The organism is Streptomyces sp. NBC_01264 (assembly GCF_026340675.1).
Lineage (GTDB): Bacteria > Actinomycetota > Actinomycetes > Streptomycetales > Streptomycetaceae > Streptomyces.
In genome coordinates, this window is the sequence record NZ_JAPEOX010000001.1 from 1,273,585 (window position 1) to 1,300,295 (window position 26,711).

A 26,711-nucleotide genomic window follows, 5' to 3' on the forward strand; every position below is an offset into this window, starting at 1 on the left:
CACAGGGCACGGCGTGCGCCTCAGACCCGGGGGTCGTGGCTCTCGTAGCCGCCGGAACCCTGCTCGTTCGCGTGCCCCTGCTCCGGGAGCGGGGCGCCGGTCTCCAGGAGGGTCTTGAGGCTGGACGCGAGCATCGGCCAGGCGCGACCGCACATGCCGATGAGGGTGCCGCCCGGTTCGAAGCCCTCGTGGAGGATGGTGAGCCGGGCGAGCGTGTCCCCGACCGGCTCGATCTCGTACGTCACCTTCGTGCGCCGCTCGCGGGCCAGCTCGGCGCGCAGCTCTTCGTCGATGCCCGCGGAGGCGGCCCACTGAGGGGTGAAGGTGTGCCAGGTGTAGGAGAGCAGCCGCTCCGGTACGCACTCCAGCACCACCTGCTCGGGATCGCTCGTCCGCGCTCCGCGCTCCACCCAGGCCATCGTCGAGCCCACCCGCCAGTCGGTCTCGAAGTCGAGCCCCCAGTAGCGGCGGGTGAACGCGGGCTCGGTCAGGGCCTGCCACACGCGCGCGGGGTCGGCCTGGACGTAGACGGTGTAGGTGATCGCAGTCTCGCTCATCCCCTCATGCTGCGGGACCGGGGCCCGCGGACCGGGGATTGAGCCGCTCCACGCTCACCAGTGGCAGCCCTCCGCCGGGAGTTCCGTCGGTGGGGTGCGGGGCGGCGCCGGGAGGCAGAGGTGGGCGCGCGCGGCGTGGACGGCGGCGAGTTCCTCGAGGCCCGCCGGGCCCCAGTCGCTGAGTTCGCGGACCTGTTCGGGGGTGGCCAACAGCCGGGCGTACGCCGGGTCCGGGCCCGGGGGCAGCGCCGTGAGCCGGGCCGCGGTGCGCGGGTGGGCGCCCTGGTCGGCGTACCGGTACCCGAGCGGAAGCGCGCCCGCGGTACGGCCCGGCGCCGGGGGCGGGAGGTGGGCGGCGCCGGTGGCGCGGGCGATGAGCAGCAGGACGCGCCCGTCGGGGGCGAAGAGCCAGCCGGCGGGGTCGCGGGGCGTCAGGTGCGCGGGGGCGGGGCCCGGGTGCCAGGTGCCGTGCAGGGGGACGCGGCGGCTGCGCAGGACGCCGAGCCGGTCCAGGGCGGTGGGGGCGGTGGGGCGGCCGTCCTCCAGCAGGGCGGCGCCTCCTCCATTGATCCGGGCCCGCAGCGCGGACAGGGTCCGGCGGGCGTCGCCCGCGTCCATCAGGGCGGGCAGTTCGGCCGGCTCGGCGAAGTGGATGCCGGTGATCTCCTGTGCGGGGAGGCGGACGGAGCCGATGCGGTCCGGGGTCCAGGTACCGCCGTCGAAGACGTGCAGGATCTCGCCGGGGAACCGCATCCCGGCCGGCATGCCGGGCGCGTCGGCCGGGATCCAGTCGACGGCGAGGCCGCGCGGGTAGCGGCCTTCGACGCCGAGCTCCTCGTACACCTCGCGGGCGGCCGCCGCGGCCGGCGCCTCGCCGGCGTCCACGGCGCCGCCGGGCAGCAGCCGGTCGGGGCGGTAGTCGACGCTCTGGACGAGGACGCGCCCGTCGGCATCGGTGACGAGGACGACCGCACCGGTCCAGAGGGTGGCGCGGGAGGCCCCGTACTCCTCCGGGGTCATCCACGTGCCGGGGCGCGCGGGCGTGTCTTCGCTCACGTCCTCGTGGGTCAGCTGCGGCATCGAACTCCTCTTCACCGTAAGGGCACCGCGGGCCACCGGGGCTCCGCGCGGCCCCGTCACGGGAGCGTCGCGCGGCCATCGCACATGCCTCGCCGGGGCGTCGCGGACGGGTGGACCCGCGGGCTGTGCAACAGCGCGACCGGCCCCCGGGTTACGGAGATCGACACATTCCCCTTTGCCACCCCTATACCTCCTTATTACCTGGTTACACGGATCTTGCTACGTTCCCGTGGCGGACTGGCGGCATGAAAACCGCCGGTCCGACCACGTCACCGGACCGAGGAGAGACCCACACATGCGACGCGCACCCCGTACGGGCACCCCGGCGGCCACCGGCAAGCGGTGGACCCTCCCGGGCGTGGCCGGGGTGGCCGGCGGTGTCGCGGTCCTCGGCTTCGGTGGGCTGTACGCGGCCGGCCTGCTGCTCGCGGGCGACGACATGGCCGCCGGTACGAAGGTGCGCGGCGTCGACATAGGCGGGATGAGCCGCGCCGAGGCCCGGCAGACCCTGAGCCGTGCGCTCGGCCCGTCCGCCGCCTCCCCGCTCGTCCTGCGGATCGGCGAGCGGACCGAGAAGGCGCAGCCGGCGACGTTCGGCCTCTCCCTGGACACCGGCGCCACCGTCGACCGGGCGGCCCGCTCCGGTTCCGATCCCCTCAGCGTGATCGGCCGCTTGTTCTCCTCCGGCGATCCCGATGTGGAGCCCGTGGTCCGGCTCGACGAGAAGGCGGCCCGCTCCGCCCTCGACGGGCTCGGGGCGAAGACCCGGCAGGAAGTCCGGGAGGGCTCGGTCTCCTTCGAGAAGGGCAAGGCCAAGGCGGTGGCCCCGGTCACCGGTACCGACCTCGACGTCGACGGCTCCCTCGGCGTGCTCCGCTCGGCCTACACCCGGCCGGCCGGCGGGGAACCCGTCGTGCTCCCCGTCCGCAGCACGGAGCCCCGCATCGGGCAGCAGGAGACGGAGCGGGCGCTGAAGGAGTTCGCCGAACCCGCGGTGTCCGCGCCCGTCACGCTGACCGTGGAGGGCAAGCGCATACCCGTCGGCCCGGCCGTCCTCGGCAAGCACCTCAGCCTCAAGGACGACGGCAAGGGCCGCCTCGCGCCCCGCCTCGACGCCAAGGCGCTGCTCGCCGACCCGGAGCTGGCCGGTCCGCTGCGGCTGGCCGCGCCGGGACCCGTCGAGGCGAAGCTGCGTACGGACTCCGCCGGCGCGGTCTCCGTCGCCGAGGAGGGCCGGGCCGGGCGCCGGGTCGCCGAGGAGGGGCTGTCCGCCGCCGTACTGCCGCTGCTGACGCGGTCGGGCGCGGCGGAGCGTACCGGTGAGGTCTCCACGGAGGCGGTCCAGCCGAAGCTGACCGGGAACACCGTCGGGCAGCTGGGCATCAAGGAGGAGGTGTCCTCCTTCACCGTCGACTTCGAGAAGGCTCCGTACCGCACGACGAACATCGGGCGCGCCGCGGAGCTGATCAACGGCTCGCTCGTGCTGCCCGACGAGATGTGGAGCTTCAACCGCCGCGTCGGCGAACGCACCAAGGAGAACGGCTTCGTCGACGGCCTGATCATCAACAACGGCCAGTACGAGAAGGCCGCGGGCGGCGGCGTTTCGGCGGTGGCCACCACGGTCTTCAACGCGATGTTCTTCTCCGGGGTCAAGCCCGTCGAGTACGGCGCGCACTCCTTCTACATCGAGCGCTATCCGGAGGGCCGCGAGGCCACCGTGGCCTGGGGCAGCCTGGACCTGCGCTTCGCCAACGACTCGGGCAAGGCCCTCTACATCCAGGCCGAGGCGACCGACACCTCGATCACCATCACCTTCCTGGGCACGAAGAAGTACGACGAGATCCGCGCCGCCAAGGGCCTGCGGACGAACGTCAAGCCGCCCGCCACCCGCACGGACACCGGCCCGAAGTGCGAACCGCAGTCCCCGCTGGAGGGCTTCGACGTCGCCGTCGACCGGGTGTTCGTGAAGGGCGGGCAGGAGGTCAAGCGGGAGACGATGAAGACCCGTTACACGCCGAGGGACAGCGTGACCTGCGGCTGAGTCATCCCGTCGAGGGGTACGGACCACCCGTGCGGGTGAGCGCGTGCGGGGGCGGCGGCCCTCGTCGGGCAGGGTGGGCGGATGGAGTCGCGCCGGGGACCGAGGGTGCCCCTGATCATCGTCGCTCTGGCCGTGGCGGCCGGATGTCTGACCGGGTGTGTGACCGTGGGGCCGGCCGGGCCGGGGGCCGTACCCGGGTCGGGGGCGAGTCCCGTACCGACGCAGGTGCGGGCGGGCCTGCCCGGGCCGGCGGACGGGGCCGCGCCGCTGGGGACGCTGCCGGAGGTCCCGCCGGACGCGGCGCCGGTACCCGTACCGGTACCGGTCGACGCCTCGACTCCCGCGCCCCGGGCCGCGGTCGCCGGGCAGCAGGAACCGCCCCGAGCGCCCGCCGCCGCCCGGCCGCGGAGCCGGGTGAAGCCCGCCGCGCCCCGGCACCGGCCGGAGCGCCCCCGGCGGGCTTCGCCGAAGAAGCCCGCGGCGCCCGCGGCGAAGGCACGGCGCGCCCGGCCCGCGCCGAACCGCTCATACGACATGGCGCCGCTGTGCGCGGCGGCCCGGGGGACGGTGGACCCGGCCATCGTGGCGCTGTGCCACTGACGGGGTTGGCAGCGACCGCGCTGCCGCTGACCGCGTGGCGCTCCCGGGCGCGGGCGGCGGGATTCGCTTGGATGGGCCCGGCGGACCCCGACCGGGGCCCCTCCAGCCCCCACCTCCAGGAGTGGCCATGGCGAAGATCGCTCTCTTCGGCGCGACCGGCACCATCGGATCCCGGGTGATGCACGAAGCACTCGGGCGCGGACACCAGGTCACGGCCGTCGTCCGCGATCCCGCGCACTTCGCCGAGTCCGAAGCCAGCTCCGCCGACGTCACCGTCGAGCGCGGCGACGTCCTCGACCCCGCGTCCGTGACCCGGGCGGCCACCGGCCAGGACGTGGTGGTCAGCGCGTACGGCCCGGGCTCCGGGGATCCCGGCACGCTCGTCGCCGCGGCCAAGGCCCTGATCGGCGGAGTGCAGGGCCTCGGCGAGGAGGGGCCCCGGCCGCGCGTGGTCACCGTCGGCGGGGCGGGGTCCCTGCGCACCCCCGGCGGGCCGAAGGTCTGGGACCAGGCCGGGATCCCCGCGCCGGTGCTCGCCGTCATGCACGCCCACGGGGACGCCCTCGACTTCCTGCGGACCGTTCCGGTGGACGAGGTCCACTGGACCAACCTCAGCCCGGCCGCCACGATCGAGCCGGGCACCCGGACGGGCACGTACCGGCTGGGGCTCGACGAGCTCGTCGTGGACGATGACGGCAGGAGCCTGATCTCCACGGAGGACTTCGCGGTCGCGCTGCTGGACGAGATCGAGCGCGACGCGCACGCGGGCAGGCGGTTCACCGTCGGGTACTGAGATATTCGCTGGTCCGGGCGGGTTCCGCCTCCCTACAGTGACCGGGCAACAGCCTCGGCCCGCAGGGAGCGGATCATGCGCACGCACTATCCCCGGACCCCGCACCTGCCTTGGTCTCCGGGTGCGACGTCCGACGACGTGCGGACCACCGGGCCCGGGATGCTGGCGGGGTTCGCCGGGCGCGAGGTCGTGGTCACCGAGAAGCTCGACGGCGAGAACACCACCCTCTACGCCGACGGCCTGCACGCGCGCTCGCTCGACTCGGGCCACCATCCGTCGCGGGCCTGGGTGAAGGGCCTGCAGAGCCGCATCGGCCCGGGGATCCCGGCCGGTTGGCGCGTGTGCGGGGAGAACGTCTACGCCCGGCACTCACTCGCGTACGAGGAACTCGACGCGTGGTTCTACGGGTTCTCGGTGTGGGACGGCGACCACTGTCTGGACTGGGACCGGACCACGCTCTTCCTGCGCGGTCTCGGGGTCCCGGGACCGCGCGTGCTGTGGCGCGGGATCTTCGACGAACGGGCGCTGCGCCGGCTCCGGCTGGACACGGCGCGGCAGGAGGGCTACGTCGTCCGCACGGCGGCCGGCTTCGACCGGTCCGACTTCGGGCGGTGCGTGGCCAAGTGGGTGCGGGGCGGGCACGTGTGGACGGACACGCACTGGATGTACGCCCAGGTCGTGCCGAACGGACTCGGTCCCGCGGCCGCCCTGTGGGACGCCCGGTCGGGCGCGGATCCGGACGCGGCCGGGCTGCTCCGGGCCGTGGGAGGGGACACGGTGGCCGAGGCGGCGAACGTCGAGGGACTGGTCGCCGAAGTGGCGGACCGCATCGACGGGTTGGGCGTGCGCAGGTCCGGCGAGGAGCGGCTGGCCGGGCTGCTGGCGGCGGCCCTGCACGGCGTACCGCGAGCCGCCCTCGCCTCCCGGCTGGCGGCCGGGCCGCTCGGGATGGCCACCGCACGGCGCGTCGCCGACCTGGTGGGGCTCCACCCGGCGCTGCGCAGGCCCTTCCCCTACCCGGACACGGAACGGCGCGCAGGGCTCGTACGGATGGCGGAAGCGGCCGACCTGGGGGTGCTGCACGCCCTGGCGTGGGCGCTTCCCGGGTCCGGCGAGTCCGTCGAGTGCGTCGAGTGGTCCGCACTGCACGCCGAGGAGGCCGGGCTGCTGGGGCCCGCGCCCCTGGAGCCACTGCGGGCCGGGCTGCGAGAGGCCCTCGCCGGAGCCGGCGTGAGCGACGGGGACGAGTACGGGAACGGCGACGGGGACTCTGCCGCCCGTATCGGCGGCGGTGACGCAGCCGACCGCTGCTGGGCCGAGGCGCGCCAGGCCTACGGGCAGGGCAAACTGACCGGCGCCGAGGAGGCGGTCGCGGCGACCTGGCGATGGCGCGACGGCGCCTCCTTCCCGCGTCTGGTGCAGCTCTGCGGACCTTCGGGCAGCGGGAAGAGCACGTACGCCCGGAACCTGCCCGGGGTGGAGGCCCACATCAGCCTCGACGACCTGCGCGGCGCCCGGGGTTCCCGCGCCGACCAGCGGGACAACGCGGACGTGCTCCGCGAGGGCCTCGACCGGCTGGACTCCGCACTCGCCTCGGCCGCGCGGCGCGGGGGCACGGTGGTGTGGGACGCGACCTCCCTCACTTCCCGGCAGCGCGCTCTGGCCGGCGCGGTCGCGCGGCGGCGTGACGCGCTGGTCACCCACGCCGTGCTGCTGGTCGGGGAGGCGGCGCTGATGCGCCGCAACTCCACGCGCGCCCACCCGGTACCGGAGCCGGTGCTGGCCTCGCAGGTGCGGCGGTTCGCACCGCCGTATCCCGGTGAGGCGCACCGCACTTGGTACATCGGGGCGGACGGAACCGTCGAGGACACGGCGGGCACGATCGGGGCGGCAAGCAGGGCGGCGAGCGGGGCGACAGTCCACGCGGCGGCCCGTACGGCGACCCGTGAGGAGGGCTGATGCGTACCAGCGAGGAGCTCTACCACCAGGTCCGCTGGGATCCCCGCTTCGACCCCGCCCGGTTCACGCTGGGCCTGCTCCAGCGCGGAGCCGCGCCGAAGCGGGTGCCCCTCCCGTCCTTCGTGCCCGGGGGCGACATCCCCTGGCACCGGGTGCTGTTCGTGGAGGCCGACGGCGAGCTGGTGTGGGACCGGGCGACGGGCGTCGACGTCATCGACAGCACCGCCGCCTTCCGCGCCCCGAGGCTGTTGCGGGCGCCGTTCTTCACCGCACGGACCGCGTACGCCTGGGACGCGTCCGGCGGCGGCGCGTGGCGGGCGGCGCCGGAGAGCGGCACGCCCCATGCCCAACACCCCTCTACTGTGCGGTTGTTGACGTGGAACACCCTCTGGGACCGGTACGACGCCCCGCGCATCGCCACCGAGCGGCGCAGGCCGCTGCTGCTGGCCGATCTGGCGGCGGCCGACGCCGATGTGATCGCGCTCCAGGAGGTGGAGAAGGACCTGCTCCGCATGCTCCTGTCCGAACCCTGGGTGCGGGCCGGGTACACGGTCGCCGCCGACCCGGGCGGCCGGGACGTGGCCGAGAGCGGGCTGCTGGTGCTGAGCCGGCTGCCGGTCCGGGAGGCGGGCGTTCACGTGCTGGGCCCGCACAAGGCGGTCGTCGCGGTGACCGTGGACACGGCGGGCGGACCGCTGGTGGTCGCCGCCACGCACCTGACGAGCGATCACACGGAGCGGGGCGAGGACCGACGTACCGTCGAACTGGCCCGCCTCGCTGAGGGGTTGATCGGCATCGAGGCGGCCGACGTGGCCCTACTCGGCGACTTCAACGACGGCCGGTCGGGCGCGGAGGGTCCGGCGGCGGTGCTGGGTCTGCGCGACGCCTGGACCGAGGCGCGCGGGCCGCTGGACGAGACCCCGACCTTCGACCCGATGGCCAACCCCCTGGCGGCGGTGGGCTCGTTGTCGGGCCGGGCATCGCGCCTTGACCGGATCCTCCTACGCTCAGCGGGGGTTCGTGTGGCGCGGGCCGCGCTGCGCGGCGACTCCCCTTCGGCGGACGGACTGTTCATCTCCGATCACTACGGGGTCGAGGCCACGCTGGACCACGCCCCGGCGGCCGATGATGTCCCCGGGCACGCGGTCCTGGACGTCCGGGCCACCTCGCGGACGGCGGTGGCCTGGCTGCCGCCGGCGGACGAGGCGGTGGAGGCCGTGCGCCGCGCGCACGACCCGCAGGCGGAGCGCTGGCCCGCGCACGTGAACCTGCTCTTCGGCTTCGTACCGGAGTCCTCCTTCGAGGCGGCACTGCCCCTACTGGCCGAAGCGGCCGCGGAATCGGCCGCGTTCACGGCGCGGCTGGAGGGCGTGTACGCCTTCGGCTCGACCCTGTGGCTGGATCCGGCCGCGGCCGGCGAAGCGCCGTGGCAGGAGCTGCGGCGGTCCCTGGCGGCGCGATTCCCGGGCTGCCGGGGCCGCGCCGAGGGGTTCACACCCCACCTGACACTGGGCCGCAGCCCCGATCCCGGCCGCGCGGAACGCGAGTTCACGACCCGCCTCGGCGGCGGCCGGTCCGCCCGCGTGGACTCCCTCGCCGTACTGTCCCGCCGCGGCGACGGCCCGATGCGGATCCGGGCGACGGTCCAACTCGGCACCGGCCGGATTCGGTGGACCCCGGAACCGCTCGGGGCGGCGGGGGAGGATGCGGATGCGACCGCCACGGCGAACGCCGTTGGGCCCGCCGCGCCGGACGGAACGACGCCGGCCCCGGGTGCCGTGGACACCCCAAACACCACGGGCGATCCCGCCGCCCCGGCCGGGGCCGGGACTGAGGCCGGGGCCGGAGCCGAGGCCGTATCGACAGCGGACCGGATCGCGGCGGCCCTGTCGGAAGGGGTCGTGCACGTGGTCGGCTCGCGGCGGATGGGCTGCGCGCTGCCGGGCGCGGATCTGGACCTGGTGGCAGCGCTCCCCGGCCCGGTGGACCTGTCGGAGGTGCGTGCGCGGATCGCCTCCGCGCTCCCTGAGGCGCACCGGCTCCGCGAGGTGAGCGGCGCCCGGGTGCCGGGGTTGCGGCTCCGGGTAACCGGGCTGGACGTGGACCTGGTGGTGGTCGGGACCGGCCAGGTGCCTCCCGACCGGGCTGCGGCCCGGCGCGCGGAGCTGGGTGAAGCCGCGGCGATGGCACTGAGCGCGGTGAGCGACGCCGAGGCGGTACGGGACTTCGTGGGCCCGGAGCACGCGGCATTCGCCCGGCTGACGCGGGAGGTCAAGGCCTGGGCCCGGTCCCGGGGACTGGACTCGGCGCCCTTCGGCGGCCTGCCCGGACTCGCCTGGTCCGTGCTGGCCGCGCACACGGTCCGCTCCGCCCCCGACCTCTCCCCCGGGCGCCTGCTGCGCACCTTCTTCGCCACCTGGGCCGCCTGGGACTGGCGCACTCCGGTGACCCTGCTCGCGGACCCCGGCCCCGATGACGACGGCGCGGCCGGCCAGGGCGGACCGGGGGGCACAGGTGCCATAGATGCGGTCACCGTCCTCACGCCCTCCGCGCCCGTCCGCACCTGTACCTCCCAAGTTGTCCTCGGGATGGCGGAGTTGCTCTCCCTGGATCTGTACGCCGCATGGGAGGCACTGGAGGCGGGCTCCGCGCGGGAGCTCACCTCCGCTCGCCCACCCCTGCACCGCAGGCACGCCGCGTGGGCGGTGGTCACCGTGACGGGGTCCCGGCCCGGCACCTTCGAGGAGAACCTGGGCCGCACGCGCGGACGGCTCCGTACCCTGCTCGGCGCCCTGGCCGAGGCCGGCTGCGCACAAGCGCACGCCTGGCCGCACCCCTTCGAGCGGACGGCGACACTGGCCCGCTACGCGATCGGCCTCGGCCCCACGCCCCCGGACGCGCCCGCCCTGGCCCTCCTCACCGACCCGTGGTCGGTGCCCCTCCCCGGGACGGACGTGACCTGGGCCCCGTGCGGCGACGTCCCCGACCTCCCCTAACCACCCACCGACCGAACCCACCGGACCCACCACTCACCACGAGCCCGACTGGACCCGTGGTCCGCGACCCTCCCCGGGACGAACGCGACCGGGCCCCCTGCGGCGACGCCCCCTGACCACCCCTAACCACACCACCGACCGAGCCCACCGCCCACCGCGAGCCCGACCGGCCCCGTGGTCGGCGCCCCTCCCCGGAACGGACGTGACCCGGGCCCCCTGCGGCGACGCCCCCCCCCCTGACCATCCCACCGACCGGACCCACCGGGCTCACCGCCCACTACGGGCCCTGCCCGATCGGCACGACACCCAAGGTCGTCCCTTTCGGATCTTGCCGACCGAGCCCGCGACGTCTGATCCCGTGCCTGGGCGCGCTGCCGGGGCGCACGCCCACTGGGCGTACGTGGTCGGCTCGACAGCGCGGCCAGCCACGATGCCAGACGCCGTCGGCCCGGCAAGATCCGACAGAAACGGCCTCGGCCCGCCTCCGGTTCAGCTCGGGCGCGTGCGTCGGAGACCACCTCGACGATCCGCTCCCGCGGTGCCGGATCCGGCCCGCACTGCTCCATGGCCCTGCCGACGCCGGCCGGCAGGGCGGAGAACTCCGGCAGGCCCAGATCCCGGCAGACCGCTCCGGACTCCTACGCCCCGGCCGGCAGGGCCTGAATCTCCACGGTCGGGCCCTGAAGGGACGCGTGCCCCCACCCCGGCCGCGGTGAGGGCCCGGGCTAACTCCTTCCCACCCTCCTGCTGTTCCACCACCAGGCGGAATCAGGCGACGAATGCCCCGGCGGGCCCAGCCCCGGCCGCCAACCGCGCGGCGCGGGCCGCCATCTCCTCCAGCCTGCACAGCATGACCGCCTCCCCGGCCGGAAAGTCGAGCCGGTCGGGCCCCGCCGGGCCGAGGGGCGGCCCGCGCTCAGGGAGCGGTTCGCGCAGGTCGCCGCGGGCTCACCCGTGGAGCTGGCACCGGTCACCGCGGCCGTCCGGGCGACCGACGGCCCGGAGGTGGTCGTCACCGAGTTCGACCACCACCTGCACCACCGGGTGACCGGGCAGACCTTCGAGGCCGCCAACATCCAGGTGCTGCGAGTACACGACGGCAGTACACGACGGGCGTACACGACGGGCGTACACGACGGCCTGATCGTCTCCAGCCGGGGCTTCCACCACCACCTCGCCCGCGCCCTGGCTGGCGGAGGCGCTGCCCGCCTGACGACAACTAACGAACACACGACACCGGCGCGCCAGCCATCGCGCCCCACCCTCCGAACACGGCGCAGGACTCTCGGCCGGAGCCCCGTCCCGCCGTAGCGGGCACGGCGGAACGGAGCGGTCAGGGCATCAGCCCGTAGCATCAGTAGAGTCGTGCAAAGTTTTTTCGTCAACACTTTTCACAAGGATTGAAGAAACTCCAAGTTCACAGCCCTGATGCGTGCTTGACACGTCATTGGATCTTCAGTTCATGAACGCTCAAACCCTTGACGGCCCAGGCGCCGGGCAGTTCACTCACGCTTCGATCCCCCCGGATCCACAACGTCAGGAGTAGCCCCGCATGCCCCTCCTCGCCGCCCGCCCACCCCACCCATCGCGCCACCCGTCTCATCGCCCCTCGCGTCCGTCCCGGCTGACCGTGGCCTCCCTGGCCAGCGCCCTCGTCGCGGCCCTCCTCGTGCTCCTGCCGAGCACCGCGGCGACCGCCGCGCCCACGCTCCTCTCGCAGGGCAAGTCCGTCACCGCCTCCTCCTCGGAGGGCGCCGGCACCCCCGCCTCCGCCGCCGTGGACGGCAACAACGGGACCCGCTGGTCGAGCCAGTTCTCCGATCCGCAATGGATACAGGTCGACCTCGGCGCGGCCGCCCAGTTGAGCCAGGTGGTGCTGCGCTGGGAGACCGCGGCCGCGAAGGCGTACCGCGTCGAGCTGTCCACGGACGGCGCCAACTGGTCCACCGCCTATTCCACCGCCAACGGCACCGGCGGCGTGCAGACCCACGACATCACCGGCACGGCCCGCTACGTCCGCGTGTACGGCACCCAGCGGACCACCGGATACGGCTACTCCCTCTGGGAGTTCCAGGTCTACGGCACCACCGGGGGCACCGGCCCCCAGCTCCCCGGCGGCGGTGACCTCGGCCCCAACGTGATCGTCTTCGACCCGTCCACGCCGAACATCCAGGCCAAGCTGGACGAGGTCTTCGCCCAGCAGGAGTCGGCGCAGTTCGGCTCCGGGCGCTACCAGTTCCTCTTCAAGCCGGGTACCTACAACGGCCTCAACGCCCAGATCGGCTTCTACACCTCGATCTCAGGCCTCGGGCTGAGCCCGGACGACACCACCATCAACGGTGACGTCACCGTGGACGCGGGCTGGTTCGGCGGCAACGCCACCCAGAACTTCTGGCGTTCGGCCGAGAACCTCGCGCTCAACCCGGTCAACGGCACCGACCGCTGGGCCGTCTCGCAGGCCGCGCCGTTCCGCCGGATGCACGTCAAGGGCGGCCTCAACCTGGCTCCCTCCGGCTACGGCTGGTCCTCGGGCGGTTTCATCGCCGACTCGAAGATCGACGGCCAGGTCGGCAACTACTCGCAGCAGCAGTGGTACACCCGGGACAGCTCCATCGGCGGCTGGTCCAACGGCGTCTGGAACCAGGTCTTCTCCGGCACCCAGGGCGCGCCCGCACAGGCCTTCCCGGAGCCGCGCTACACCACCCTCGACACCACCCCGGTCTCCCGGGAGAAGCCGTTCCTGTACCTGGACGGCTCCGAGTACAAGGTGTTCGTCCCGGCCAAGCGCACCAACGCCCGCGGCACTTCGTGGGGCAACGGGGCCCCGCAGGGCTCCTCGATCCCGCTGAGCCAGTTCTACGTGGTCAAGCCCGGCACCAGCGCCGCGACGATGAACCAGGCACTGGCCCAGGGCCTGCACCTGCTCTTCACCCCGGGCGTCTACCACGTCGACCAGACCATCCAGGTCAACCGCGCGGACACGGTGGTCCTGGGCCTCGGCCTCGCCACCATCATCCCGGACAACGGGGTGACGGCGATGAAGGTCGGCGACGTCGACGGCGTGAAGCTGGCCGGATTCCTGGTCGACGCAGGCCAGGTCAACTCCCCCAGCCTGCTGGAGGTCGGCCCGGCCGGCACCACCACGGACCACGCGGCGAACCCGACCACCGTCCAGGACGTGTTCATCCGCGTCGGCGGCGCCGGGGCGGGCAAGGCCACGGTCGGCATGGTGATCAACAACCACGACACGATCGTCGACCACACCTGGATCTGGCGCGCCGACCACGGCGACGGGGTGGGCTGGGAGACCAACCGCTCCGACTACGGATTCCGTGTCAACGGTGACGACGTCCTGGCCACCGGCCTGTTCGTCGAGCACTTCAACAAGTACGACGTGCAGTGGAACGGCGAGCGCGGCCGCACGATCTTCTTCCAGAACGAGAAGGCGTACGACGCGCCCAACCAGGCCGCGATCCAGAACGGTTCGGTCAAGGGGTACGCCGCCTACAAGGTCGCCGACTCCGTCAACACCCACGAGGGCTGGGGTCTGGGCAGCTACTGCTACTACAACGTCGACCCGACGATCCGTCAGGACCACGGCTTCCAGGTCCCGGTGAAGCCGGGCGTGAAGTTCCACGACATCCTCGTGGTCTCCCTCGGCGGCAACGGCCAGTACGAGCACGTCATCAACAACACGGGCGCGCCGACCTCGGGCACCTCGACCATCCCCTCCACCGTCGTCTCTTTCCCCTGATCAACCCCTGACGCCCGGAAGTCGCGGGGCGGCCACCGGCCGTCCCGCGCTTTCCGGGGCACGCGAGAGAGCGCTCTCCCAACCCGGCGCCCCCTCCTCCCCCTCCCTCCAGAAGGAGCTGAACGAACGATGCATCTCCGACCGCGGACCCTGTCCGCACTCCTGGTCTCGGCGGCCATCGCCGTGACCGCGGCCGCCGGACTCGGCGCCACGACGCTCACCGCGCAGGCCTCGCCCGACTCCGGCGCCGTCCACATGAACATGGACCACTCCGCCGTGGCGGCGGTCGCCGGGGGCGACGACCCCGACGGCGACGGCTACATCCCGGCCGTTCCGCAGGTCACGGGCGTGACCCCGTCCTGGAACAACCCGCCGGACCGGTACTTCCACGAGTTCCAGGCCAACTGTTCGGTCACCAAGACCGCGCCCGACGACCCGATCGTCTACGCGGGCCGCCCCGGCGCCTCCCACGACCACACCTTCATGGGCAACACCGGCACGGACGGCAACAGCACCACCGCTTCCCTGAGCGCCGGCAGTACGGCCTGCACCGCGCTCGGCGACCTGTCGGGCTACTGGATGCCGACGCTCCTCAACGGCAGCCAGAAGGTGCTGCCCACCGGCCCCCAGGTGATCTACTACAAGACCGGGGTCACCGACTACACGAGCGTGCGCCCCTTCCCCAAGGGACTGCGCTTCCTCGTCGGCAGCCCGACCCAGACCGCGGCCGAGTTCCGCGCCCACAAGGGCTGGGTCGAGGGCTGGGAGTGCGGCGAGAGCTTCAAGAACACCGAGTTCCCGGCCAACTGCCCCGCCGGAAGTCAGCTCAACATCCGCATGCAGTCGCCCAGCTGCTGGGACGGCAAGAACCTCGACGTCCCGGACCACAAGGCGCACATGGCCTACCCGGTGACCAAGCCGGGCAACAACGACAACGTCTGCCCCGCCTCCCACCCGGTCGCGGTCCCGATGGTCGAGTTCAAGATGGCCTTCCCGGTCAGCGGTGACATGTCTCAAGTGAGGCTGTCCAGCGGGACCGGCCACACCTTCCACTACGACTTCTTCAACGCGTGGGACGAGCGCACCCTGAACGCCATGGTCGAGCACTGCATCAAGGGTGGCCTGCAGTGCAACAACCGCGGCTACGACCAGTTCCACCCGGAGGCCGGCACCGTGCTCGGCCCTGACGGCCGCCTCCCGTAGGCGCCCGCTCCCCCCGGAGACCGCCCACGGCAAGGCGTACGCCCCCCTCACACCCGCGCGCCGCCCGGACCGATCCGGGCGGCGCGCGGTCGTGCGCCCACAGGTTCCCGGGGCTCAGACCTCCAGGACGATCTTCCCGGCGGTGTGCCCCTCCTGGCTGAGCGCGAAGGCGGCCGCCAGCTCCGTGAGCGGGAAGGTCTCGGCGACGTTGACGGTGAGCTGCCCCGCGTCGGCCAGCCGGCCCAGCTCGGCGAGGTCCTCGCCGACGGGCCGTACCCACATCCACTGGCCGCCGGAGCCGAGCACGGTGTGGTCGGCGATGGAGGCGTGCCGACCGCCCTCGGCCAGTACCGCCAGCGTGGTATCGAGGACTCCCCCGACGAAGTCGGCGACCACGGTGACCCCGTCGGGCGCCAGCTCCCGGACCCGTCCGGCGAGCCCGTCCCCGTACTCCACGGGTTCGCAGCCCAGCTCGCGCAGCCGGTCGTGGTTGCGGGCCGAGGCGGTGCCGATGACACGGGCCCCGAGCGCGCGGGCGATCTGCACGCCCATGGAGCCGACGCCGCCCGCGGCTCCGTGCACGAGGACGGTGTCCTCCTTGCCGGTGTCCAGGCGCGTGAGCAGCTGGTACGCGGTGAGGCCGGCCAGCGGCAGCCCCGCGGCCTGCTGCCAGGTCAGGGAGGCGGGCTTGCGCGCGAGGGCCCGTACGGGCACGGTGACGAACTCGGCGAAGGTGCCGCCGTGGACGTAGTCCTTGCGGGCGTAGGCGATGACCTCGTCGCTCGCGGTGAACTCGGGCGTGTCGATGCCCGCGTACTCGACGGTCCCGGCCACGTCCCAGCCGGGGACGACGGGGTACACGACGTCCATCAGGCCGTCGAGCCCGCCGGCCATGATCTTCCAGTCGACGGGGTTGACGGAGGCGCACCGCACCCGGACGAGGACCTCGCCGGGTCCGACCTTGGGCACCGGAATCCGGGTCTCGGAGAGCACCTCCACTCCGCCGTACGTGTCGTACGTCATGGCCCGCATGGTGCCCTCTTGGTCCTCGGACATACCTTCTCGCCTCTCCGTGAGCCGTTCGCCTGCCCCCGCCCCCATCCCACCACGAAGAGCCGCGTCCGGCTGGGGAGGAGGAGCGGGCGCGGCGCGGCGGGAATTAATTCACGATGTGAGGTAAGTCGGGGCAAAGGGTCGCACCGAGGGGTCGCGCAAGGGTATGTTGCGATCGGTGTCAGGGCGGAAGGAGCCACATGACGACGGGGCGCGGTGGACGTACGGTGCGGGACCTGCGAAGGGGCAACCGCAGCGCCGTGCTGCAGCAGTTGTACTTCGGCGCGCCCATGAGCCGGCAGGAGCTGGGCCCCGCGACCGGGCTGAGTTCGGGATCCGTCAGCAACGTGGTCGGTGAACTCGTCGCGGACGGACTGCTGGAGGAGGCGGGCGTCGTCGACTCGGACGGAGGCCGCCCGCGTACGCTATTGCGCGTGGCGCCCGGCAGCGCGCACATGATCGGCGTCGACGTCGGTGAAACCCGGGTCAGGGTCGAGCTGTTCGACCTCACCCTGACCGAATTGGCCCGCACGGAACTCTCGTTGAAGCCGCGCGGCTGCTACGACGTCGGCCCGATCGTCGACCACGTACGGACCGGGATCGCCACGGTCCTGGAGCGGGCCGGGGTCGGGACGGACCGGCTCCTGGGGGTGGGCGTCGGCGTACCCGGCATCGTCGACCGCGACGCGCCGGGCGGGACCGTCGTGCACGGGCAGACCATCGGCTGGGACGCGGTCCCGCTGGAGGCGCTGCTGCGGGCGACCGGAGCCGTACCGCCCGAGGTCCCGTACCTCATCGACAACGGGGCCCGCACGCTCGGGCAGGCGGAGATGTGGTTCGGCGCGGGTCGCGGGGCCCGGGACGCGGTGGTCGTGCTCTTCGGTTCCGGCATCGGAGCGAGCCTGATCACCGACGGCTCCCCGGACGGCGCCGGCACGGAGGGCGCGCCTCTGGAGTGGGGCCACCTCACGGTCCAGGTCCGCGGACGGCGCTGCCGCTGCGGGGCGCTGGGCTGCCTGGAGGCGTACACGGGAGCGGAGTCGCTCCTGGCGCGGTGGGCGGAGCGGGGCGGCGGCGGGGAGGCGGTCGCCGGGGACGAGGAGGAGGCCCTGGCCGGGCTCCTGGCGGCGGCAGGCCGCGGGGACGCGACCGCGCTGGAGGTGCTCGACGAGACCGCGGAGTACCTGGGAGCGGGCCTGTCGGACCTGATCAATCTCTTCCAGCCCGAGCGGATCCTGATCGGCGGCTGGGCGGGCCTGATGCTGGGCCCGCACATCCTCCCGGCGGTACGGGAACACGCGACGCGCTACTCGCTGCGCCATCCCGCCGCCCGGGTCACCATCGACATGGGCTCGCTGGGCCCGGACGCGGTCACCGTGGGCGCGGCCACCCTCCCTCTCGCGGCCTTCTTCACCACGGGCGGCCGGCGCACACCGCCGGAACCCACGGCGGAGGCCCCGGGCTGGCAGACCTCCCTCCGGACCCGCGGCGGCTCGGCGGCGGCGGGGGCGCGTGGGTAGAGTGCCGGGGCCGGAGCCCGGGCCCGTTCCACCGAAGGAGAGCGGACGATGATCCTCCCGAAGGACCGGGACCCGCGCTTGGTGACGATCCGCCGGGGCGGGACCCTCACCGACGCGGATCACCACCTCCTCGCCCTGTGGGCGGCGTCCTGCGCCGAGCACGTCCTCGGCCTGTTCGAGTCGGTCCGGCCCGAGGACCCGCGGCCGCGCGAGGCGATCGAGCACATCCGCGCCTGGGTGCGCGGCGAGGTCACCATGACCGTGTCACGCGCGGCGGGCGGCCACGCGATGGGCGCGGCCAGGGACCTGCGCGGAGCGGCCCGCCACGCCGCGTACGCCGCGGGCCAGGCCGGGGCCGTCGCCCACGTCGCCGCGCACGAGCTCGGTGCGGCCGCCTATGCGATCAAGGCCGCACGCGCGGCGGCGCCGGAAGGGGAGGGCGAGGCGGCGGGCCGACGGGAGTGCCGCTGGCAGCGCGACCAGCTCCCGGAGGCGATCCGCGCCCTCGTGCTCGACGACCAGCGGCTGCGCAACGACATCTGCTGGTCGGCCTTCGACTGCTGAGCACGGCCTCCGGCACCGGGAGCGATCTCCGCCGCCCTCATGTCCCGTACGGGGCCTGGCCGTTCGGCCGCAACAGCACACGGTCACGGCCTATGTCGAAGCCGACGAGCGGTCGCCCCCGATCCTCGTCCCCTTCGGAAACCAGCACCACCGGCCGGCGCAGCCTGCGGCCGACCGCACCGAGGAACCCGCACAGTACGTCCACCCGCATCCTCGGTCGATCGACGCCGACGGGCCGGCCGAAGAACGCCTCGGCCGACGGCAGTGGAAGCGGGTCTCCCTCGGTCACGGAGTACTCGCCGCGCCACCCGTTCTCGGTGACGAGGTCCAGGACGGCTTGCCAGCCCTCGAGACCTGCCCCGTCCGGGCATGACGGCCGGACGCCGGCCGGGCCGCACCCGGAATTCCTCGCGGGCCGCCGCCGGCGCTCACGCCGAGTCGCGGACCACCAGTTCCGGGTCGAAGAGCACCGCCGCCGGGTCCGCCGCGGCCGTGCCGGCCACCCGGTCCAGGAGGAGGCGGACCATCTCCGCCGCCATCTCCTCCACCGGCTGGCGGACCGTCGTCAGCCGGGGCCTCGCCGCCACCGCCGCGCCGGAGTCGTCGAAGCCGACCACCGCCACGTCCTCGGGGATCCGCCGGCCGTGTTCGCGCAGCACCAGGCAGGCGCCCTGGGCCATCAGGTCGTTCGCCGCGAACACCCCGTCCAGGTCGGGGTGTTCGGCCAGCAGGGCGCGCATCGCCTGCTCGCCGCCGTCCAGGGTGAAGTCCGCCTCGGCCACCCGTACCGCCGTTCCGGCCAGCGCCTCCCGGAAGCCCTCGACCCGGTCCCGGCTCGCCGGGACGTCCGCCGGGCCGCCGATCGCGGCGAGGCGTCGGCAGCCCCGGGCGAGGAGGTGCCGCGCGGCCAGCGCCCCGCCCTCGCGGTGGCGCAGGTCCACCCAGTCCAGCGGGATCCCGGGGGCGGGCCGGGCGAAGAGCACCGCGGGCTGGCCGGCCCGCGCGAGCATGCCGGGCAGCGGGTCACGGCCGTCGGTGGTGACGAGCAGCGCCCCGTCCCCGCCGCCCTGGGTGAGGTACGAGACCACCTGCGCGCGGTCCGCGTCCCCGTCGGCGAACAGCAGTACGGGATGCACCCCGCGCGGGCGCAGGGCCCGTACGACCCCGCTCACCACCCGTCCGAAGAAGGGGTCCTGGAACACCCGGCCGGTGTCCGCGCCGGCGCCCGAGACCACCAGCGCCACCGCACCCGAGCGGCGGGTCACCAGTGAGCGGGCCGCGCGGTTCGGCACGTATCCGGTCGCGGCGACGGCCCGCTGGACCGCCTGCTGGATGGCGGGGTCCACATTGCGGACCCCGTTCACCACGCGGGACACCGTGGCCCGGGACACCCCGGCGGCGCGGGCCACGTCCTCCAGGGTCGGGGCCGTACCGGTGCCGGGGGCCGTCCCGGTGCCGGTGGCCGTGCTCGCTGCGTCCATGTCGGCACTTTAGCCGCCCGCGCCCTGCCCCCTCCCGGACCCCGGTCGGACCTCCGCCTCCCCTCGCGCGGGCGGATAGCACGCGCCGCGACCGGCCGGATCAACCGGCGACGGCAGCGGGTGACTTGGGCTCGGGCGCCCGGAGTTCGGCTCGGCGGAGCACGGGGACGGCCAGGCCGAGGGCTGCGGCCAGCAGGCAGATCGCCCCGCAGCCGACGAAGAAGGCGTCCGCTCCCCACAGCGCCACCGTGACGCCGACGGCGGGGAAGAGCACGGGAGCGAGGCCCAGCGTGCACAGGGTCGTCACCGAGGTGACCCGTCCGAGATGGCGGGGGTCCGTCTCCGTCTGGACCAGCGCACCCGTCACGGTCGAGGTGAACCCGCTGGTCAGTCCGATCAGAGAACCGAGTGCGACGGCGAGGGGCAGGCGACGCGAAGCAGTTCCTCCGGCCGCCTCGGGGCACCGCGCGGCCCCCTCGGCAGCGCACCGCGGAAGATCTTTTCCCTGGTCGGCCGGGTTGTCACGGTGTTAGCCTGCGGCCATCCCAGGTGTGGGCACGACACGGGGCAACGCGTCACACAGGAGGCTCACATGTCACGTCGACCGGTCACGATCGTCACCGGAGGCAGTCGCGGAATCGGCGCCGCCACGTGCGTCCGGCTCGCCGCCGACGGGCACGATCTCGTCCTCGGCTACCTCCACGACGACGAGGCGGCCAAGGCCGCCGCCGAGCGGGTACGGGAGGCGGGCGCCCGGTGTGTGACCGTACGCGGTGACACGTCCGAGGAGTGCGGCGTGGAGCGGCTCTTCGACATCGCCGGCGCGGAGTTCGGTGCGGTGACCGGGCTGGTCAACAACGCCGGAGTGACCGGCACCCCGGGCCGGCTCGCCGACATCCGGGTCGAGGACCTGCGCCGCGTGCTCGACGTGAACCTTTTCGGGTACCTGCTCTGCTGCCGCCGGGCCGCCCGGGACATGGCCGAGTCGGGCGGCGGAGCCATCGTCAACGTCTCCTCCGCGGCCGCCACCCTCGGCAGTCCCGGCCGCTACGTCCACTACGCCGCCACCAAGGCCGCCACTGACACGCTGACCCTGGGCCTCGCCAAGGAGCTGGGCCCCGACGGGATCCGGGTCAACGCCGTGGCCCCCGGCATCATCGACACCGACATGCACGCCGCCATGGGCGACCCCGACCGCCCGGCGCTCGCCGCCGCGGAGATCCCGCTCGGTCGGGCCGGGCAACCGGTGGAGGTCGCCGCGGCCATCGCTTGGCTGCTGTCCGCGGACGCGGCGTACACGACCGGTACGGTCCTGCGCGTCTCCGGCGGGCGCTGAGAGGGCCCCGGCTCCGGCTGCGGAGTGGGGCAGGGGGCGGCTGTGTCAGCCCTCGGCTCCGAAAGCCGCGCGCGTGGCCGGACCGTAGACGCCCAGCGGATCGCCCGTGATGCTCCTGTTCTGCTGGAGCTGCATGACACCGCGCCGGGTCTGCTCGTCGTACACGCCGGTGACGGAGACGTACGTGAACCCCTGCGCGTGGAGCCGTTCCTGCAGGGCGCGCACCTCGGCTCCGCGGTCCCCCGGACTCAGGGTCCCGCCCCCTGCGCCGCCCCCGCCCGGCGTCGGGCGCGTGCCCGTCGGGCCCCCGGGCTTCGGGTCCCGGCTCGCACTCGCCGACGGGCCGGACGAAGGCTGCCCCGTGACCTGCGGAGCCGACGCGGACGGGCTTCCGGGCGCGCCCGTGGTCGGCCCGGCCGGCGGCGGCTCCTCCCCCGCCCCCGGGCTGCGTGCGGGGAGGACCGGCACGGACAGGTCCGGCGGAATCACGGCGCGCGGCGGCTCGTGGTCGGGGCCGCGCAGGAGGAACGCGAGGGCCCCCGCCGCCCCGAGTGCGAGCAGGGCGAGTCCCACCAACGGGAGTCGGCTGCCCCGCCGGTCGACGGCGGGAGCCGCCGGGTCCGCGGTGCGCTGCGCGGGATCGGGCTCCGCCCCGGGCCCACGTGAAGACCCGGACTCGACGACGGACGGCCCGAAGTGCGTCGGTACGAAGATCCGCCCGGTCTCCTCCGGCCAGGCGGGCGCGGGCGGCCCGGGCGGCGGGCCCGAGGGGGCCACGTAGGGGCGTACGAGCAAGCGGTCGTCTTCGGGCACGATCCCACTCTCCTCAGGGTCCTCGCGGGCGGGGTCGGTCCGGGTGATGGTGTTCGACCGGCGCACTCTTTGTCCAGGAGATGCCCCAGGTCAAGCCGGATGTCCGATCCGCCCCATCCGCCCCGCCAAGGCATGACCTCTGCCCCGGAAACCGCCCCGTCGGGAGCGGTCGCCCTGCCGCGCGGGATGACAGAACGTCCGGATTGCGGACGGTCAACTCCCGGTCCGGGATCCGGTCGTGGTCGACCGCCGGGCCATCACCGGTCGGCCGGTGAGGCGTCGCGGTCGTCGGTGCGGCCTCCCGGATCGGAGGCACCGGCTGTGGTCGCCGCGCCCGCGCCCATGACGGCCCGCGTGGCCGTGCGGGAGGTGGAGGTGACCCGCACGGTGACGGCGGCCAGGGCCATGAGGGCGGCTCCGGTCCACGCGGCGGCGGGCACCGAGATCCCGTCGACCGCAAGACCGCCGGACAGGGCGCCCGCGGCGATGGCCAGGTTGAACATCGCCACCATCAGCGAGGAGGCCGCCTCGGCGTCGTCCGGCGCGGCCTTGATCATCCAGCTCTGGAGGCTGACCGAGACCCCGCCGTACGCGAGCCCCCAGGCCAGCAGCAGCACCGTCCCGCCGACCGCGCCCGGCACCGTGGCGATCAGCGCCAGGATCACGGCGAGACAGGCCCCGACCGTGAACAGCGTGCGGTACGGGTCACGCGCGCCCGCCAGGAAGTTGCCGGCCACGCCCGTCACTCCGTACCCGAGGAGGAGGGTGCTCACGTAGGCGGCGTCCACACCGGACAGGTCCTGCAGGATCGGCCGTACGAACGTGTACGCGGCGAACTGCCCCGTCACCAGCAGGAAGGTCACGGCGACCCCGGCCCGGACCGCACGGTTGCGCCGGAGCAGGGCGGGGAGCTGGGCGAAGGTGATGGTCCGGGTCGGCGGCAGCGGAGGCAGCAGCAGGAGCAGCGCGGCCAGGGTGAGCACACCGAGCCCGCCCACGGCCGCGAAGGCGCAGCGCCAGCCGCCCAGTTCGCCGAGCAGGGTTCCGGCCGGGACGCCGAGCACCGAGGCCGTGGGAACCCCGCCGAAGACGAGCGCGGTGGCCCGGCCGACGTGGTGCGCCGGGACGAGACGGACGGCGAGGCCGCCGGCTATGGCCCAGAACCCGCCGACGCTGACCCCTACGAGCAGCCGGGCGGCCAGCAGCACGCCGAATCCGGGTGCCAGGGCCGCGACCAGGTTGGCGAGGGCCATCAGGGCGATCAGGACGACGAGCACCCAGCGCCGGTCGAGCCGGCCGGCGCCCACGGTGACGAAGAGCGCGCAGAATCCCGCGACCAGCCCCGGCACGGTGACCATCAGCCCGGCGGTGCCGTCGGACACGCCGAGATCGGCTCCTACGGGGGTGAGCAGGCCCACGGGCAGCAACTCGGAGGTGATGAGACAGAAGATCCCGAGGGCCACCGCCCCTACGGCCCCCCAGCCCCGCCACCCGGCGAGCCCGGCGGGCGGTCCCGTCGTGGCGGCGGGTACGGGTGCGGGGCCGTGCGGGTGCTTCGGCTCCGGGGCTTCGGGTTCGTTGCCGGGCGCGGGGGCTGCGGTCATGGGGCGGGGCTCCGTACAGGGCAGGCAGGCGGGCAGACGGACGGGCACAGGCGGGCGGCCCACCGGAGCGTGCCCGCCGCTGGGTCGTCTCGGCGGGACCCGGTCCGGGGAGCCGGCACGGCAACGCGGAGCACCGGAGGTCGCGCCTCCCCCGGCATCCGTACTGTCGTTCCCCTCCGAACCTTGTCTGGGTTTCTCCGTCAGGTCCACCCCCGTCCAGGTGCGCGTTCTCCCGGACCGGTGAACCTCCCGTCACGGCAGAAACGATCGCGGTGAGCTCGCCGAACCCTTTCAGCAGCCTCCGCAGGGCGCTTCCCCCGCCCACTCGACCCTCCCGGTCCCGACCCGCACGCGGGAGAGCGGGAACCGGCCCGCCCTCCCGTGCGGCATGGTGGTCCGATGCAGTTACGCCGGGCCCTGCCCCTCTCCCTCGTCGCCCTGCTCGCGAGCGCCGGCTGCGTGTCGGTCGGCGGACCGCGGGGCGCCGACGTGCCCGCGCGCGACTCCGTGACCCCCGCCGACGCGCCGGAGCTGACCGGGCCGGCCGACGCCTCCCCCACGGCCGGTCCGGCCGGGCTCCCCGCCCAGTCGCTGCCCCTCGGTGAACTCCCGGCGCCGGCCGGCGCCGACCGGGACGGCGGCGGCCCCGCCCCCTCCCGGCGCGCCGCGAAGGCCCCCCGCCCGGCGGCCGAACGGCGTGCGAAACCGACCGCTCCGCGCCGCGCGCACCCGCCCAAGACGCCCGCCGCCCGGCCCGAACGCCCCGCGCGGGGCCCCGTACCGCCGCTCGCCCGCACGGACGAGCTGTGCGCGGCCGCGGAAGGTGCCCTGCCGCCTTCCATCGTGGACCTCTGCATCCGCCAGGCGGGCCGCTGACCCGACACGCGGGCCCGATCCTCTGATCCGACCTGCGGGCCCGACCTGCCGGCCCAAGCCTCTGACCTGTCCCGATGGCCCAATATTCTGGCGGCGCTTGACTCTCACACCGTGTCAGGGCCTGCACTGGAAGGCGTCATGTTCACCATCGGAGACTTCGCCAAGCACGGCCGGGTATCGGTCCGCATGCTGCGTCACTACGACGCCCTCGGACTGCTGCGCCCGGCCCGTGTCGACCCCGCCAGCGGCTACCGCTCCTACGAGGCCGGGCAGCTCGCCCGCCTCAACCGTGTCATCGCGCTCAAGGAGCTCGGCTTCAGCCTGGAACAGGTGGGGTCGATACTCGACGAGCTGGTCGGCGCGGAGGAGCTGCGCGGCATGCTGCGGCTGCGGCAGGCGGAACTGGAATCGGCCATGGCCGCCGCGGCGGCCCGGCTGGCCCAGGTCGAGACGAGGCTCCGGATCATCGAGAACGAGGGAACCATGTCTTGCGTCGACATCGTCGTCAAGAGCCTTCCGCCGGTCCGCCTCGCCGAGTTGAGCGGGGTCGCGGCCAGCTACGAGGGGCAGCACATCGGCCCGGTCATCGGCCCGCTCTACGAAGAGCTGCTCAGCCGTGTCGAGGCCGCCGGAGTCAGGCTGACGGAGCCGGGCGTGGCGTACTACGAGGACGCCGGTGACGCGTCGCGGCCCGGCGCCGTCCTGGTCCACGCCGGGGTGGCGGTCGCCGCGGGCGTCCGGGCCGAGGACCTCGGAGGCGACGTGCGCATCGTCGTGCTGCCCGCCGTCGAGCGGGCGGCGACGGTCGTGCACCGGGGTCCGATGGACTCCGTCCTGCCGACCGCGCAGGCCCTGGCCCAGTGGATCGACGCGAACGGGGAGCGTTCCTCCGGCTACGCCCGCGAGGTGTCCCTGTCCTGCCCGGAGGACCGCGACCAGTGGGTCACCGAACTCCAGGAGCCCCTCGGCGCCTGAGGGCCCGCGCCTGCGGTTAGGCTCCGCTGATGCAACGCGTACTCGTCGTCGGCATCAGCGGAGCCGGCAAGTCCACCCTGGCCAGGGAGTTGGGACGGCTGCTCGCCCTGCCGTACCGCGAGATGGACGTGTTGCACTTCTCCGGACCGGGGTGGGCGGTCAGCCCGTCCTACGTCGCGGACCTCGCGCGGATCGCGGAGGGCGACCGGTGGATCCTCGACTCCCACGGGCCCGAGGCCGCGCGCGAGCTGCTGTGGCGCCGGGCCGACACCGTGGTGTGGCTGGACCAGCCGCGCCGTACCGTGATGCGCCGGGTGCTGGTGCGCTCGCTGCGCCGGAGCCTGCTGCGGGAGCGGCTGTTCGGGGGCAACCGCGAGCGGTGGCGGGAGTGGCTGCTCGCCGACCACCCCGCGTGGTGGGCCTGGTCCCAGTACGGAGCCCGGCGCGCGGAGATCGGCGCTCTGGCCGGTGACCCGCGGTTCGCCCCGCTGCGCGTGGTCCGGCTGCGCTCCCCGAAGGCCGCCGAGGCCTGGCTGCGGGCTCAGCGCCCGGCCGGGCGGCCGGACGTCACGTAGGCACGTCCCCGGGCGGCGCCTCGAACCGTTCCGCGCACGGCTCCGCGCCGGACCGTGCGCAGCCGGCGCATCGTGGCGTGGCCGCGGCGGCGCCACTCCGCCCGCGGCAGACCGGCGCGCTGGCCGCCGCCGGTGATCAGGGCGTTGACCGGTGCGTGCGGGTCCGCGGCGAGCCCCTTGGCCACCAGCACCCCGACCACGAGCGGGACCAGGGCCACGGCCAGGGCCGCGCCGGCGGTGGTCACGTGCTGCTGCATCCGCGGGCGGCTCGCGGCGGGCGCGGTGGCAGTGGCGGTGGCGGTGGCGGTCTCGGAGGTCATGCCCCCATCAGACCAGCGCAGGCCGTCCCGGGAATCGGGCCGGATACTCAGGCCGTTGGGTGTGAGGTACTCAGAAGCGGACCGGCGCGGCCGGACGGGACGAGGGGACGGCCGTACGTGAACACACCCGGGCAGGGCTTCGAACCGGCGAGCGGCGACGGCCCCGCGCCCTCCGGAGCGGGGCGCGCGGCGGAGCTCCGTACCGCCTACGAGGGCCTGTTGCAGATCCGCCGGCTCGTCAACGGCCCGTCGGGCGCCGCGGTTCCCGCCCCGTGGGAGCTCCGGCAGATGCCGCGCGCCGTGGCCCTCGTCCTGGAGGCGGCGGGCGTCCCGCCGTCGGCGCGGGATCCCCGGGCCCCGGACGGGCCGCGCACCCGCACCGGGTACCGGGTGGGCCCCGCCGCGTCCGGGGAGGGCCACGTCGAGGTGACCTGGCTCGGCCCGCCGGGCGGCGGCGCGGCCGAGGAGGAACAGGAACGCCTCACGGCCTGCGCCGCCGCGCTCGAACGCCTCGGCTGGGTCTGCCTGCTGTACCGCGGCCCCCGCCGCCGCCGCTTCCTGGAGGTCGAGCCCCCGCCGGCCCCCTGAGAGCGCCGTCCAAATCCGGTATC

Annotated in this window: 23 protein-coding genes and 1 pseudogene; 15 read left to right on the plus strand and 9 right to left on the minus strand. The window is 74.4% G+C overall.

Annotated features, from left to right (window positions below):
• Positions 1–20: 20 nt before the first annotated feature.
• Positions 21–557, minus strand: coding sequence for an SRPBCC family protein (locus tag OG435_RS05760; RefSeq protein WP_266875713.1), 537 nt, complete (start codon positions 555–557; stop codon positions 21–23).
• 54 nt (positions 558–611) lie between these two features.
• Positions 612–1,637, minus strand: a complete 1,026-nt coding sequence (locus OG435_RS05765; protein WP_266875714.1) for an NUDIX domain-containing protein — start codon at positions 1,635–1,637, stop codon at positions 612–614.
• Positions 1,638–1,932: 295 nt separating this feature from the next.
• Between OG435_RS05765 and OG435_RS05770 the strand changes: the two genes are divergently transcribed.
• From OG435_RS05770 to OG435_RS05805, 8 genes are all read left to right on the plus strand, one after another.
• Positions 1,933–3,678 (plus strand): VanW family protein, encoded by a 1,746-nt coding sequence (locus tag OG435_RS05770; protein ID WP_266875715.1) that lies wholly within the window; start codon positions 1,933–1,935, stop codon positions 3,676–3,678.
• A gap of 105 nt (positions 3,679–3,783) precedes the next feature.
• Positions 3,784–4,278, plus strand: a complete 495-nt coding sequence (locus OG435_RS05775) for a hypothetical protein (RefSeq protein ID WP_266875716.1) — start codon at positions 3,784–3,786, stop codon at positions 4,276–4,278.
• 127 nt (positions 4,279–4,405) lie between these two features.
• Positions 4,406–5,071, plus strand: coding sequence for an NAD(P)-dependent oxidoreductase (locus OG435_RS05780; RefSeq protein WP_266875717.1), 666 nt, complete (start codon positions 4,406–4,408; stop codon positions 5,069–5,071).
• A 75-nt stretch (positions 5,072–5,146) separates the two neighbouring features.
• On the plus strand, positions 5,147–7,030 hold the full coding sequence (locus tag OG435_RS05785; RefSeq protein WP_266875718.1) for an RNA ligase family protein: 1,884 nt from the start codon (positions 5,147–5,149) through the stop codon (positions 7,028–7,030).
• Positions 7,030–10,026, plus strand: a complete 2,997-nt coding sequence (locus OG435_RS05790) for a poly(A) polymerase (protein ID WP_266875719.1) — start codon at positions 7,030–7,032, stop codon at positions 10,024–10,026. Before OG435_RS05785 ends, OG435_RS05790 begins: the two co-directional genes overlap by 1 nt.
• Before the next feature lie 954 nt (positions 10,027–10,980).
• Positions 10,981–11,337, plus strand: coding sequence for a hypothetical protein (locus tag OG435_RS05795; protein WP_266875720.1), 357 nt, complete (start codon positions 10,981–10,983; stop codon positions 11,335–11,337).
• Positions 11,338–11,578: 241 nt separating this feature from the next.
• Complete coding sequence (locus OG435_RS05800) at positions 11,579–13,780, plus strand: discoidin domain-containing protein (RefSeq protein ID WP_266875721.1); 2,202 nt, start codon at positions 11,579–11,581, stop codon at positions 13,778–13,780.
• A 129-nt stretch (positions 13,781–13,909) separates the two neighbouring features.
• Entirely contained in the window at positions 13,910–14,983 is a 1,074-nt protein-coding gene (locus tag OG435_RS05805; protein WP_266875722.1) for a DUF1996 domain-containing protein, read from the plus strand.
• Positions 14,984–15,097: 114 nt separating this feature from the next.
• Here the strand turns inward: OG435_RS05805 and OG435_RS05810 are convergent, their stop codons facing one another.
• On the minus strand, positions 15,098–16,015 hold the full coding sequence (locus OG435_RS05810; protein ID WP_266881543.1) for an NADP-dependent oxidoreductase: 918 nt from the start codon (positions 16,013–16,015) through the stop codon (positions 15,098–15,100).
• A 221-nt stretch (positions 16,016–16,236) separates the two neighbouring features.
• Here OG435_RS05810 and OG435_RS05815 point away from each other — a divergent pair, with 221 nt between their 5' ends.
• Together OG435_RS05815 and OG435_RS05820 are read left to right on the plus strand one after the other, a co-directional pair.
• Entirely contained in the window at positions 16,237–17,556 is a 1,320-nt protein-coding gene (locus tag OG435_RS05815) for an ROK family transcriptional regulator (protein WP_266875723.1), read from the plus strand.
• Between the two features lie 48 nt (positions 17,557–17,604).
• Positions 17,605–18,120 carry a putative immunity protein gene (locus tag OG435_RS05820; RefSeq protein WP_266875724.1) on the plus strand — a complete coding sequence of 172 codons (516 nt, stop codon included), beginning with the start codon at positions 17,605–17,607 and terminating at the stop codon, positions 18,118–18,120.
• Positions 18,121–18,157: 37 nt separating this feature from the next.
• Here OG435_RS05820 and OG435_RS05825 read toward each other — a convergent pair whose 3' ends face one another.
• The 3 genes and pseudogenes from OG435_RS05825 to OG435_RS05835 form a co-directional block, all read right to left on the minus strand.
• Positions 18,158–18,409 carry a hypothetical protein gene (locus OG435_RS05825; protein WP_266875725.1) on the minus strand — a complete coding sequence of 84 codons (252 nt, stop codon included), beginning with the start codon at positions 18,407–18,409 and terminating at the stop codon, positions 18,158–18,160.
• Between the two features lie 139 nt (positions 18,410–18,548).
• Entirely contained in the window at positions 18,549–19,601 is a 1,053-nt protein-coding gene (locus OG435_RS05830) for a LacI family DNA-binding transcriptional regulator (protein ID WP_266875726.1), read from the minus strand.
• Between the two features lie 100 nt (positions 19,602–19,701).
• Positions 19,702–20,097 (minus strand): annotated as a pseudogene (locus OG435_RS05835) (MFS transporter); the annotation flags it as partial.
• A 96-nt stretch (positions 20,098–20,193) separates the two neighbouring features.
• Between OG435_RS05835 and OG435_RS05840 the strand changes: the two are divergent.
• Complete coding sequence (locus OG435_RS05840; RefSeq protein ID WP_266875727.1) at positions 20,194–20,937, plus strand: SDR family NAD(P)-dependent oxidoreductase; 744 nt, start codon at positions 20,194–20,196, stop codon at positions 20,935–20,937.
• 45 nt (positions 20,938–20,982) lie between these two features.
• Here the strand turns inward: OG435_RS05840 and OG435_RS05845 are convergent, their stop codons facing one another.
• A complete protein-coding gene (locus OG435_RS05845; protein ID WP_266875728.1) occupies positions 20,983–21,750 on the minus strand; it encodes a peptidoglycan-binding domain-containing protein in 768 nt (255 codons plus the stop codon).
• 257 nt (positions 21,751–22,007) lie between these two features.
• The gene (locus OG435_RS05850; RefSeq protein WP_266875729.1) at positions 22,008–23,354 is read right to left on the minus strand and encodes an MFS transporter; all 1,347 of its coding nucleotides are present in this window, start codon (positions 23,352–23,354) and stop codon (positions 22,008–22,010) included.
• A gap of 399 nt (positions 23,355–23,753) precedes the next feature.
• Here OG435_RS05850 and OG435_RS05855 point away from each other — a divergent pair, with 399 nt between their 5' ends.
• The 3 genes from OG435_RS05855 to OG435_RS05865 all read left to right on the plus strand — a co-directional run bounded on the left by OG435_RS05855 (position 23,754) and on the right by OG435_RS05865 (position 25,780).
• Positions 23,754–24,230 carry a hypothetical protein gene (locus OG435_RS05855; RefSeq protein WP_266875730.1) on the plus strand — a complete coding sequence of 159 codons (477 nt, stop codon included), beginning with the start codon at positions 23,754–23,756 and terminating at the stop codon, positions 24,228–24,230.
• 138 nt (positions 24,231–24,368) lie between these two features.
• Entirely contained in the window at positions 24,369–25,205 is an 837-nt protein-coding gene (locus OG435_RS05860; RefSeq protein ID WP_266875731.1) for a MerR family transcriptional regulator, read from the plus strand.
• Positions 25,206–25,234: 29 nt separating this feature from the next.
• Positions 25,235–25,780 carry an adenylate kinase gene (locus OG435_RS05865; protein WP_266875732.1) on the plus strand — a complete coding sequence of 182 codons (546 nt, stop codon included), beginning with the start codon at positions 25,235–25,237 and terminating at the stop codon, positions 25,778–25,780.
• On the opposite strand, the gene OG435_RS05870 is transcribed toward OG435_RS05865, so the two are convergent.
• Positions 25,747–26,100, minus strand: a complete 354-nt coding sequence (locus OG435_RS05870) for a hypothetical protein (RefSeq protein WP_323187788.1) — start codon at positions 26,098–26,100, stop codon at positions 25,747–25,749. The genes OG435_RS05865 and OG435_RS05870 overlap by 34 nt on opposite strands.
• A gap of 117 nt (positions 26,101–26,217) precedes the next feature.
• Here OG435_RS05870 and OG435_RS05875 point away from each other — a divergent pair, with 117 nt between their 5' ends.
• A complete protein-coding gene (locus OG435_RS05875; protein WP_266875733.1) occupies positions 26,218–26,688 on the plus strand; it encodes a hypothetical protein in 471 nt (156 codons plus the stop codon).
• Positions 26,689–26,711 lie beyond the last annotated feature (23 nt).

Bases quoted from the DNA above. Each gene is read 5' to 3' on its own strand.
- OG435_RS05760 (WP_266875713.1), bottom strand. From the start codon at position 557: ATGAGCGAGACTGCGATCACCTACACCGTCTACGTCCAGGCCGACCCC.
- OG435_RS05765 (WP_266875714.1), bottom strand. From the start codon at position 1,637: ATGCCGCAGCTGACCCACGAGGACGTGAGCGAAGACACGCCCGCGCGC.
- OG435_RS05770 (WP_266875715.1), top strand. From the start codon at position 1,933: ATGCGACGCGCACCCCGTACGGGCACCCCGGCGGCCACCGGCAAGCGG.
- OG435_RS05780 (WP_266875717.1), top strand. From the start codon at position 4,406: ATGGCGAAGATCGCTCTCTTCGGCGCGACCGGCACCATCGGATCCCGG.
- OG435_RS05785 (WP_266875718.1), top strand. From the start codon at position 5,147: ATGCGCACGCACTATCCCCGGACCCCGCACCTGCCTTGGTCTCCGGGT.
- OG435_RS05790 (WP_266875719.1), top strand. From the start codon at position 7,030: ATGCGTACCAGCGAGGAGCTCTACCACCAGGTCCGCTGGGATCCCCGC.
- OG435_RS05800 (WP_266875721.1), top strand. From the start codon at position 11,579: ATGCCCCTCCTCGCCGCCCGCCCACCCCACCCATCGCGCCACCCGTCT.
- OG435_RS05805 (WP_266875722.1), top strand. From the start codon at position 13,910: ATGCATCTCCGACCGCGGACCCTGTCCGCACTCCTGGTCTCGGCGGCC.
- OG435_RS05810 (WP_266881543.1), bottom strand. From the start codon at position 16,015: ATGCGGGCCATGACGTACGACACGTACGGCGGAGTGGAGGTGCTCTCC.
- OG435_RS05815 (WP_266875723.1), top strand. From the start codon at position 16,237: ATGACGACGGGGCGCGGTGGACGTACGGTGCGGGACCTGCGAAGGGGC.
- OG435_RS05820 (WP_266875724.1), top strand. From the start codon at position 17,605: ATGATCCTCCCGAAGGACCGGGACCCGCGCTTGGTGACGATCCGCCGG.
- OG435_RS05830 (WP_266875726.1), bottom strand. From the start codon at position 19,601: ATGGACGCAGCGAGCACGGCCACCGGCACCGGGACGGCCCCCGGCACC.
- OG435_RS05840 (WP_266875727.1), top strand. From the start codon at position 20,194: ATGTCACGTCGACCGGTCACGATCGTCACCGGAGGCAGTCGCGGAATC.
- OG435_RS05850 (WP_266875729.1), bottom strand. From the start codon at position 23,354: ATGACCGCAGCCCCCGCGCCCGGCAACGAACCCGAAGCCCCGGAGCCG.
- OG435_RS05855 (WP_266875730.1), top strand. From the start codon at position 23,754: ATGCAGTTACGCCGGGCCCTGCCCCTCTCCCTCGTCGCCCTGCTCGCG.
- OG435_RS05860 (WP_266875731.1), top strand. From the start codon at position 24,369: ATGTTCACCATCGGAGACTTCGCCAAGCACGGCCGGGTATCGGTCCGC.
- OG435_RS05865 (WP_266875732.1), top strand. From the start codon at position 25,235: ATGCAACGCGTACTCGTCGTCGGCATCAGCGGAGCCGGCAAGTCCACC.
- OG435_RS05870 (WP_323187788.1), bottom strand. From the start codon at position 26,100: ATGACCTCCGAGACCGCCACCGCCACCGCCACTGCCACCGCGCCCGCC.